Source organism: Thiohalocapsa halophila (genome assembly GCF_016583825.1).
Lineage (GTDB): Bacteria > Pseudomonadota > Gammaproteobacteria > Chromatiales > Chromatiaceae > Thiohalocapsa > Thiohalocapsa halophila.
Map to the genome: position 1 here is coordinate 1 of NZ_NRRV01000116.1, position 8,425 is coordinate 8,425.

General features: G+C 70.8%; 17 protein-coding genes, 1 tRNA gene and 1 pseudogene. 1 reads left to right on the forward strand and 18 read right to left on the reverse strand.

The window, feature by feature from the left end:
* Positions 1 to 309 precede the first annotated feature (309 nt).
* Positions 310 to 1,662 carry a replication-associated recombination protein A gene (locus CKO31_RS24520; RefSeq protein ID WP_200243060.1) on the reverse strand — a complete coding sequence of 451 codons (1,353 nt, stop codon included), beginning with the start codon at positions 1,660 to 1,662 and terminating at the stop codon, positions 310 to 312.
* A gap of 207 nt (positions 1,663 to 1,869) precedes the next feature.
* On the opposite strand from CKO31_RS24520, the gene CKO31_RS24525 reads away from it, so the two are divergent.
* Positions 1,870 to 1,946: transfer RNA gene (locus CKO31_RS24525), tRNA-Arg, on the forward strand.
* Between the two features lie 14 nt (positions 1,947 to 1,960).
* Here the strand turns inward: CKO31_RS24525 and CKO31_RS24530 are convergent.
* From CKO31_RS24530 to CKO31_RS24605, 17 genes and pseudogenes are all read right to left on the reverse strand, one after another.
* The gene (locus CKO31_RS24530) at positions 1,961 to 3,049 is read right to left on the reverse strand and encodes a tyrosine-type recombinase/integrase (RefSeq protein WP_200243062.1); all 1,089 of its coding nucleotides are present in this window, start codon (positions 3,047 to 3,049) and stop codon (positions 1,961 to 1,963) included.
* Between the two features lie 92 nt (positions 3,050 to 3,141).
* Positions 3,142 to 3,294: pseudogene (locus CKO31_RS27775) on the reverse strand (helix-turn-helix domain-containing protein); the annotation flags it as partial.
* Entirely contained in the window at positions 3,287 to 3,496 is a 210-nt protein-coding gene (locus tag CKO31_RS24535) for a hypothetical protein (RefSeq protein ID WP_200243063.1), read from the reverse strand. The pseudogene CKO31_RS27775 and the gene CKO31_RS24535, both read right to left, overlap by 8 nt.
* Positions 3,497 to 3,523: 27 nt before the next feature.
* On the reverse strand, positions 3,524 to 3,970 hold the full coding sequence (locus CKO31_RS24540; protein ID WP_200243065.1) for a hypothetical protein: 447 nt from the start codon (positions 3,968 to 3,970) through the stop codon (positions 3,524 to 3,526).
* A complete protein-coding gene (locus CKO31_RS24545; protein WP_200243067.1) occupies positions 3,967 to 4,308 on the reverse strand; it encodes a hypothetical protein in 342 nt (113 codons plus the stop codon). The genes CKO31_RS24540 and CKO31_RS24545 overlap by 4 nt, the downstream gene beginning before the upstream one ends.
* Positions 4,305 to 4,805: an ASCH domain-containing protein gene (locus CKO31_RS24550; protein WP_200243081.1), complete on the reverse strand. Its 501-nt coding sequence runs from the start codon at positions 4,803 to 4,805 to the stop codon at positions 4,305 to 4,307. The genes CKO31_RS24545 and CKO31_RS24550 overlap by 4 nt, the downstream gene beginning before the upstream one ends.
* Positions 4,798 to 5,016 carry a hypothetical protein gene (locus tag CKO31_RS24555; protein ID WP_200243084.1) on the reverse strand — a complete coding sequence of 73 codons (219 nt, stop codon included), beginning with the start codon at positions 5,014 to 5,016 and terminating at the stop codon, positions 4,798 to 4,800. The genes CKO31_RS24550 and CKO31_RS24555 overlap by 8 nt, the downstream gene beginning before the upstream one ends.
* Positions 5,009 to 5,356, reverse strand: coding sequence for a VVA0879 family protein (locus tag CKO31_RS24560; RefSeq protein WP_200243087.1), 348 nt, complete (start codon positions 5,354 to 5,356; stop codon positions 5,009 to 5,011). Before CKO31_RS24560 ends, CKO31_RS24555 begins: the two co-directional genes overlap by 8 nt.
* Before the next feature lie 63 nt (positions 5,357 to 5,419).
* Positions 5,420 to 5,824 carry a hypothetical protein gene (locus tag CKO31_RS24565; protein WP_200243090.1) on the reverse strand — a complete coding sequence of 135 codons (405 nt, stop codon included), beginning with the start codon at positions 5,822 to 5,824 and terminating at the stop codon, positions 5,420 to 5,422.
* A 3-nt stretch (positions 5,825 to 5,827) separates the two neighbouring features.
* A complete protein-coding gene (locus CKO31_RS24570; protein ID WP_200243092.1) occupies positions 5,828 to 6,205 on the reverse strand; it encodes a hypothetical protein in 378 nt (125 codons plus the stop codon).
* Positions 6,206 to 6,208: 3 nt separating this feature from the next.
* Complete coding sequence (locus CKO31_RS24575) at positions 6,209 to 6,505, reverse strand: XkdD/Y8K6 family phage-associated protein (protein WP_200243095.1); 297 nt, start codon at positions 6,503 to 6,505, stop codon at positions 6,209 to 6,211.
* A gap of 3 nt (positions 6,506 to 6,508) precedes the next feature.
* Positions 6,509 to 6,841 carry an XkdD/Y8K6 family phage-associated protein gene (locus CKO31_RS24580; RefSeq protein ID WP_200243097.1) on the reverse strand — a complete coding sequence of 111 codons (333 nt, stop codon included), beginning with the start codon at positions 6,839 to 6,841 and terminating at the stop codon, positions 6,509 to 6,511.
* Positions 6,842 to 6,844: 3 nt separating this feature from the next.
* Positions 6,845 to 6,985 (reverse strand): hypothetical protein, encoded by a 141-nt coding sequence (locus CKO31_RS24585; protein WP_200243099.1) that lies wholly within the window; start codon positions 6,983 to 6,985, stop codon positions 6,845 to 6,847.
* Between the two features lie 180 nt (positions 6,986 to 7,165).
* Complete coding sequence (locus tag CKO31_RS24590; RefSeq protein ID WP_200243101.1) at positions 7,166 to 7,642, reverse strand: single-stranded DNA-binding protein; 477 nt, start codon at positions 7,640 to 7,642, stop codon at positions 7,166 to 7,168.
* Position 7,643: 1 nt separating this feature from the next.
* Positions 7,644 to 7,853: a hypothetical protein gene (locus tag CKO31_RS24595; protein WP_200243104.1), complete on the reverse strand. Its 210-nt coding sequence runs from the start codon at positions 7,851 to 7,853 to the stop codon at positions 7,644 to 7,646.
* Between the two features lie 134 nt (positions 7,854 to 7,987).
* The gene (locus CKO31_RS24600; RefSeq protein ID WP_200243109.1) at positions 7,988 to 8,182 is read right to left on the reverse strand and encodes a hypothetical protein; all 195 of its coding nucleotides are present in this window, start codon (positions 8,180 to 8,182) and stop codon (positions 7,988 to 7,990) included.
* A 10-nt stretch (positions 8,183 to 8,192) separates the two neighbouring features.
* Positions 8,193 to 8,425, reverse strand: a 233-nt coding sequence (locus tag CKO31_RS24605) for a hypothetical protein (protein ID WP_306341788.1), incomplete at its 5' end; no start/stop codon positions are given.

Sequence of the window (8,425 nt, forward strand, 5' to 3'; positions counted from 1 at the left end):
CTTGTCCATCGGGACTCTCCACAGTCGTGTGCTTGGCGGCTCACGAACGGAGTGTCTCCGATGGACTCCCGCAAATGTCAAACTGCTACTGTCACCCCGGCAAAGCCGGGGGATTACCTTTTTTATTTAGGTAAGAATCTCGCGGCGGTCGGGCTGAGGCGCGAAGCCCAACACCCTGCTGGCAGTCGACGCCGGATTGTCGGGCCTCCTCACGTCGGCCCGACCTACGCCGGGACCGCTCTGCGGGGCGCCCACACCCAATACTTGCCTGGTCTCGGTAGCGGGTTGTCACCAGGCCGAGCCGATGTGCTATCGCCCTCTGGGGCCGCCATCCTTGCCTGCCGCCTGGTCCAGTTCCCGCAGCCGCGCCAGCTTCTCGCGGATCTTGATCTCCAGCCCCCGCTCCACCGGGATGTAGTAGCGCCGCTCGTCCATGCCGTCCGGAAAGTAGCGCTCGCCGGCAGCATAGGCGTCCGGCTCGTCGTGGGCGTAGCGGTAGGCGGCGCCATAGCCGAGCTGCTTCATGAGCTTTGTCGGCGCGTTGCGCAGGTGCACGGGCACCTCCGGGGAGCCGTGGCTGCGCGCATCCGCCAGCGCCTCATTCCACGCCGCATAGACGGCATTGCTCTTGGGCGCACAGGCCAGGTAAACCACCGCCTGCGCCAGCGCCAACTCGCCCTCGGGGCTGCCGAGGCGCTGCTGGGCGTCCCAGGCGTTCATGGCAAGCGTCAGCCCGCGCGGATCGGCATTGCCGATGTCCTCGCTCGCCATGCGCACGATACGCCGGGCCAGGTACAGCGGGTCGCAGCCGCCGTCGATCATCCGTGCGAGCCAGTACAGGGCCGCGTCCGGCGCCGAGCCCCGCACGGATTTGTGCAGCGCCGAGATCTGGTCATAGAAGGCCTCGCCGCCCTTGTCGAAGCGGCGCACGCCGCCTTCGATCACCAGCCGGGCGGCCTCGGCGCCGATCGCCCGCTCACCGCCATCCGCACCGGGCTCCAGCGCAAAGTCCGCAGCCAGCTCCAGCAGGTTCAGCGCCCGGCGCGCGTCACCGTCGGCGGCGGCGGCGATGAGCGCCCGCGCCTGCGGCTCGATATCCAGCCTCAGCTCACCCAGACCGTGCTCGGTGTCCGCCAGCGCCCGATCGATGAGTCCCTCCAGGTCTGCTGCCTCCAGCGCCTTCAGCACATAGACCCGGGCGCGCGAGAGCAGCGCGTTATTGAGCTCGAAGGACGGGTTCTCCGTGGTCGCGCCGATGAACACCACGGTGCCGTCCTCGACATGCGGCAGCAGCGCATCCTGCTGGGACTTATTGAAGCGGTGCACCTCGTCGACGAACAGGATGCTGCCCTGCCCCGCCTGCTCCCGCGCCGCCTTGGCCTCTGCCACGGCGGCGCGGATATCCTTGACGCCGGCCAGCACCGCGGAGAGCCGCAGGAAGCGCCAGCCGGACGCCCCCGCCAGCAGCCGCGCCAGCGTCGTCTTACCGCTGCCGGGCGGGCCCCAGAAGATCATGGAATGCGGCCGCTCGCTGCCGAGCGCCCGCGCGAGCGGCCGACCATCGCCCAACAGATGGCGCTGGCCCATGACATCGGCCAGCGAGCGCGGTCGCATACGCTCGGCGAGGGGCGGCGGCGGGGCTTCGGAGCTCTTGCTGGTCATAGGTTGCCTAGCCTTGCGCCGTAGGGGCCTCAGCACAAGGCTGTTTTCGGGCAAGAGGCGACACGCCGCAAACGCAGCAGCGAGCGGTAACATGGGCACTCGCTGCGGCGCGTCGCATCGTTGCGTGAAACGAGATTGCCGGCACAGCGCAGACTATCCATAGCTCTTGACGCAAGGGGACCGAAAACCCATACTGTGCGGCTTCACGCGCCCGTAGCTCAGCTGGATAGAGCACCTGGCTACGAACCAGGGGGTCGGAGGTTCGAATCCTTCCGGGCGCGCCATATTTTTCAAGCGGTTACGCGTTATCTACGCCGCCCTTGATATCCCCAGCGTGACCTGATTGTGACTGCCCGCCTTCCAGGCGGGCTAGCGCTGCCCGGGTGTTCTCGGGTGCGAGGTGGGCGTAACGCTCGGTCATGTTGATGGTGCTGTGACCGAGCACGTCACGCACTTCAGTCAGCGGCACACCGGACTGCACCAACCAGGCGGCGCACGTGTGGCGCAGATCGTGGAAACGGAAGTCCTCGATACCCGCCCGCTCGCAGGCGCGCTTAAAGGCGGTCTTCACGCTCGCGATGTGCTCTCCGCCGCGCGTGCAGAAGACCCAGCGCGCATCCGGACAGTGCGCAGCGCGGAAACGGGCCTGCTGCATGATGGCACCGCGGGCGACGGCGTTGAGCGGGACAGTGCGCCGACGGGCGGTTTTGGTGTGGTCGGCTTCCAGGTAGATCACGGCCGACGGCAGATCGACGCGGCTCCATTCCAAGCCCAGCAGCTCGCCGCGGCGCATGCCGGTGTGCAGCGCCAGCGTAATCAGCGGCGCCAGGTGCGGGGCCTTGCCGGCGGCGGCCTCCGCGGCTCGTATCAGGGCGGCGGCCTGAGCCTTGGTAACCCAGCGCAGGCGGCCCTCCGGCTCCTTCAGCATCCGGCCACTTACCGGGTTCGGCAGTTGCCAGGCCCATTCCCGCACAGCATAAGTGATCGCGGCGGAGAGAACCTCGAGCTCGCGGTTGATCGTGCTGTTGGAAACTTCCTCCGCTTTGCGGATCTGGATGTACTCGCCAACATCGGCTGCGGTCAGGGTGTTCATCACCTGCTCGGCGAAGTGCGCACGCAGCCGGCGCACATGCATGCGAACAGTCTCCTCGCTGCGCGGCCGCCGGTCCCCGGCAGTCGCCTTAAGGTAAGCCGCTATCAGCTCTTCGAAGTCGCGGCTCGGCTGCTCTTCCCAGTGGCGCGCGCGGTAGGCTTCGACCTTCCATTTCGCTTCGAGCGCGTCCGCTTCGGCTCGATCGGTTGTGCCAGTAGAGCGTCTAACTCTGCGGCCGCTGTGGTCGATGTAGCTGGCCCACCAGACCGGGCTGTCTTTGCGCCTGTACGGCATGCACCTGTCTCAACCTGACCCCCACCCGGAAGTCTAACACCCGCTGTGTTTGCGCCCACAGCGGCTTTGTCGACCTGGGTCTGCCGCTCCACGTAGGCGCGCACGCTCGCGGCGCTGACCCGGACCGCCCGGCCGATCTTCACCCGCCCCAGCTCCCCGGCATCGAGCAGCCGCCGCACCGTGCGCGGGCTGACCGACAGCGCCTCGGCGGCGGCCTCCAGGGTCAGGGCGAGGGGTTCAGTCATCGCAGCCCCCCTGATGCTCGTGCACAGTGCCCCGCAGCAGTGCGGCAAAGCTCGCCCAGCGCTCGCGGTCCGGCTGCTCCAGCCGCACCCGCGCCCCTGTGCGGTCGTTGACATAACCACCGCGGGCCGCCGCATGCTCGATGGCGTCGGCGTGCGCCAGCAAGCGGGCGGGCGTGCAAGCGGGAGTGGTCGGCTCAGGCATGCGGTGTTGTCCTCCGTCCGAGCAGCTTCATTCGAGCTCGGCTCCCGAGCTCCCCTCGACTCGCGAGCTGACCTCGCCCCGCACCCGCCCCGGCGCCGCGGAGCCCCAGCGCTCGTGCAGCTCCGCTGCCCAGTGACGGCGGATGGCGACCTCGCGACGCAGCGCGGCGAACAGCAGACCGGGGGCCTCGTGTGCGTAGGCGCTGGCGGCGGCGATGGCGTCCTCGCGGGTGTTGCCGTGCGCCCAGCAGAAGCACGGCACGTGGGCTTGGACGTAGTCGCGCAGCGCGAGGCAGCGCGGGCAGGTGCGAACAACGCCCGATTCACCCTCCCAGATGCCAAACACACGCTCGTAGCGCTCGCCCGGGTGGATCGTGCTGTCGCACTCGGCGCAGCGGTGCTCGATGCGCGCGAGCGGGCGGCTCTGGCGGTAGAGGCTCGGCGGGTCGTAGGGGCAGATGCAGGCGTCGGTCATGCGGGCAGCCTCCCGGCCGCGGCGAGAAGGCGACGGATCGCGGCGCCGAGCGGCGCGTCGTTGGGACCGCGGGCGCCGGTGACGAAGCGCCAGGCGCCGGGCCAGGCGATCTCCGCCGCGGTCGCCGGCAGCATGTACTCGTGCGACCACATGCGCAGCATCACAGCGCCGAGGTCGCGGCCGTCGAGGCGCACGCGAAAGCGGTTCTTCGCGCCGGGGAAGAGCGGCACCAGCTCGCAGCGGGCGATGAGCGCGCGCTCGGCTTCGGTCGTCGCGTCCGGCGGCGGCGGGACGTCGTCGCGGCCGAGCTGTTGCCAGCGACAGCGGCAGCCCATCATGCGCACCGCTCAGCTTGGCGGCGGGCGCCGGTGGGCACCACCGCCGGCTTCGGCGAGGCGAGCAGCGCGCGCAGCTGCGCCTGGACAGCCGCCGGCGGGGTCCAGAGGCGCTGGCGGCCGGCGCAGGGGATCGGCTCCCGGAGCGGGCGGACCCGCGCGAGATGCCAGCCGAAGCGCCCGTCGCCGTAGTCGCCGAAGGGGTCGGCGAGGTCGTCGGCGACGATGTCTTCCGTCGGCCAGCATTGAATCAGCTCGGCGACGGCGACGATGCCGCCGAGCGGGAGGGTGTCCAGGGTCAGCCCGGCGGCGCCGAGGGCGGCCTCGATGCCGGGCGCGCCCCGGCACCAGGCGAGCCCGCGGCGATCGATGCCGGCGTGGATGGCGAGCGGTCCGCGGTAGTGCGTTGGCCAGCTGCGGGTCTCGAAGGGCTTGGCGCCAATGGCGATCAGCGCCGCCCAGGGCTGCCAGAGGGTCAGGGCGGGAATGGAGTCAGGCATGGTCGGGCTCCTGTCGTACGGAGCGGCGCACCACCCGCAGCGCGCGGCGGCTGACGATCTCGCGCTGGTCGTTGTCCAGGAAGCGGACCTGGACCGAGCCCAGGGCGCCGGCGGCTTCGATGACGCAGCGCCGGCCCTTGAGGCCCCGGCGCTTGTCGTTGTTGCCCCAGGCGAAGCGGTAGATGACGAGCGGGGTCGCGGACTCAGGCATGGCTGGTCTCCGGCTCGGCGAAGGCGAACACCTGGAAGGTCTCGCCGTCGTGCTCGACGGTGACGGGGTTCAGCCGGAACAGGCCGCCGCCGGTGTAGTTGCAGGGCCCGGGGCCCGCGGTGCCGAAGGCGTCCCGCGCCTGCGGCAGCCAGCGCCCGACGCAGGCGAAGCCGACGGCGCCCTCGGGGGCGCCAGCGGCTCGCCAGTCGCGGGCGCTGGCGACGTGGCCGCAGACGGGGCAGGCGAAGCGCCAGTCGAGCGGGTCGGGGCCGAAGCGGCGCTTGGCCTCGGCGAGCCATTGCTCGCGGGTGTAGGCGGCGGGGGCGGTGGGCTCTGGCATGGTTGGGCTCCTGGCGGGTGCAGGTCTGGCAAAGACGGCGGTGGCGTTGCTGCTCCGTGTCCATCAGCCCTCCCCCGTCGCCTTGGCAATCGCGGCCTCGGCGGTCGCGCGTTCGGTGGGCAGCAGGTCGTGGTCGGGGTTCTCGCAGATCAGCTCCAACGCCGTCAGCAGCTCGCGGCAGGCGTCGCGGTGGCAGCAGGCGTTGAGCGGGGAGCGGATGCCGGGAGCATCGCTCGGCCCGGGCTCGGCCTCGGGCGGCAGTTCCAGGGCGGAGACAATGCCCTCGGCCCCCGGCGGCAGCGGAATCTCGCGGCCGGACCAGTCGGCGCCGGCTGGTTCAATGCGCAGCACCAGGCGGCGGCCGGCGATGCGGCCGATCTCGCCTTCGGCGGCGGCTTCGTCAAGGCGGTCCAGCTCCGCACAGGCGCGGGTGATGGCCTTGGCGAGGGTGGCGGTGTCGATCTGCATGGGTCAGCCCTCCAGGGCGTAAAGCTCGCGGAGCCGCGTAACGGCCCGGTTGTGCGCGTCGGCTTCGTGCTCCGCGTTCGGCATGCGCGCAACGGTGATCAGCGCTCCGACCAAAAGCCGCAGCTCAGACTGCTGATCTGGCTCGGTCTCCCGGTCCAGGAAGCGCAGGGCGTCGTCTGCCGCCCAGGTGCGCACGGTGCCGTCGTCCAGCTCGACGATGGCGACGCTGACGGTCCCGATGCCGCTGTCGAGCTCTACGTAGTCCAGGCCCCAGGCGTGGAAGGTGCCCTCGCCCTCCGACACGAGGCGAGTGCGACCGCCCTGCCCGGTGGGCTCGCGGCGGAGCAGCTGCACGCGGCGTCCATGGCTCGGATCGCTCATGGCTCAGCCCTCCCCGCGGGCCTTCGCCAGCGCGGCCTGCCAGGTGTCGAGATCCGGATCGTCAGCGCCCGACCAGTCGTCGAGGCTGCCGATCCAGCGGACGGCGCCCTCCAGCGCAGCGGCCAAGTCCGGGGCGGCCGCGATCAGTCGGGCGTGTGACATCAGCTCGGCGCGTGGGCGAACGCACGAATGCGTTGCGATTGCGATCAACGCGCCGTATTCGTCCACTATCTGCGGCTGTCCCGCTTGGTCGTCTCCGTCGTATGTCCAATCTCGGGCTGTGGTGGCGGTGTCGCTCATGGCTCAGTCCTCCCCGCGGGCCTTCGCCAGCGCGGCGCGGATCGCCAGCTCTGCCTGCTCGCGTTGTTCCTCGGCGTACTCGTTCAGCGAGACGTCGCGCCAACAGAACTCCAGGAACTCCAGCGCAACCGCGAGCGCAGCGGCTAGGTCCGGGGCCGCCGCGATCAGGTGGGCGTTGGCTTCGTCTTCAGCCGAGATCGTCCGCTCTGAAACGTCGTTCCGCAGTCGGCAAATCGCGCCGGCCTGAGTCCCGACCGTGATTACCTCGCGCGGCCGCTCGGCTGTGCGCAGGTCCAGGACCCGCCAGGGCCCAGGGGTGTATTCCGTCGCCGTCATCGCTCAGTCCTCCCAGTCGCCGGCTTGGTCATCCGCCGCTCCCCCCAGCGTGCGCTGCGACTCGGCGGCCTTGCGGGCTCGGCGGGCGTCCCAGGCGTCGATCGGCTTCCAGCCGGTGCGGTCGGCGATGTCGGTGTCGTGCATGATGAGGTCCTCGGTGCTGGCCGCTCGCCGCGGCACGCTGCCTGTTGCTCGGGCGCCGGGCCGGGTGGCGATCCCGGCTCGGCTAGTCGCTTTCTGTACTGCACCCCGGCGCGCTCGGGTACGACTGCGGCAGCTGTATGGTGGGCTGAGTCGCTACGTCAGCCCTGCGCCGATGCTCGGCTAAAACGGGATGTCGTCGTCGTAGTAGCCGCGAGCGCCAGACGGCGGCGCCTGGTAGTCGGGTGCACCCTGGTGCTGCTGCGGCGGTCGGTCCTGGCCGTTGCCGCGGTGCTGGCCACGGCTCTGCGGCTGGCCCTGTCCCTGCTGGCCATCGAGCATCATCAGGTCGCGCACCTGCACCTCGGTGGTGTAGCGCTCGGCGCCCGTTTGGTCCTGCCATTTGCGGGTCTTCAGGCTGCCGGCGACGAAGACGCGCGAGCCCTTGGCGAGATACTGCCCCGCGATCTCGGCGAGGCGGCGCCACATGACGCAGCGGTGCCACTCGGTCTGCTCCTTGAGCTCGCCGGTGCTCTTGTCGGTCCAGGCTTCGTTGGTCGCGATGCTCAGGGTGCACACGGCGTCGCCCGATTGGGTGTAGCGGATCTCGGGGTCGGCGCCCAAACGACCAATTAACTCGACTCGGTTCAGCGCTCTCATTTCAGGCCTCCTCGACAGCGGTGTCAGCCAGCAGACGGGCCTCGCCCTCGCGGCCGCGTTGGACCGGCACCCCCTCGCCGCTGACGCGGACCTCGCCGGAGGCGTGGGCCTCGATCCAGTCCCGGGCCTGGCGCTCGGCGTCGGCGGCGCCCCTGCCGTGGGGCACGAACACGGTGGTGACCTCGGTGACTTCGACGGTGTAGGCGGTCATCTCTGCTGGCTCCCGCCGGCCCCTGGCCGGCTTTCGGTTGCGGCGTGCAGCCACGGTCTCTGGGGTGGGGCTCCCTGCCCCGGTGCCGGCTCCAACGCTGTGTCCGCGCTCCCCGGCTCTGCTCGACGCGGTGGCTACGGGCGTCGGCGGCGGCGCGCACGGGCCAGCAAGCGGATCGCGGCGGCGCGGCGGCGCGCGGGGCGGTTGTGCCCGTTGTCGTAGGTGCTCAGGTCGGCCGGCGCCGCAACGGCGCGGCAGGTGCCGCACAGCAGGGCGTCGGCCGGCTTGCGGCGGCTGCCGCAGACGCAGTGGTGGTCGTGAAAGCTCATCGCGCGGCCCTCAGTAGTCGATCCGGACGTGGGCGACGCGCCCGCTGGCGACGGCGCCGATCACGCGCTTGGCGTCGACCTCGCTCAGGCCCAGGTCGCACAGGTCGGCGAGGACCTCGCGGTGCACCTGCGCCTGATGCTCGCGGTCGGCGGCGCGGCGGGCAGCGTCCTCGCGCTCGCGTTCCTGCTCGGTTTCGATGCGCCGGCGCTCGCGTTCGGCGGCGGCCGCGGCCTCCTGCTCGG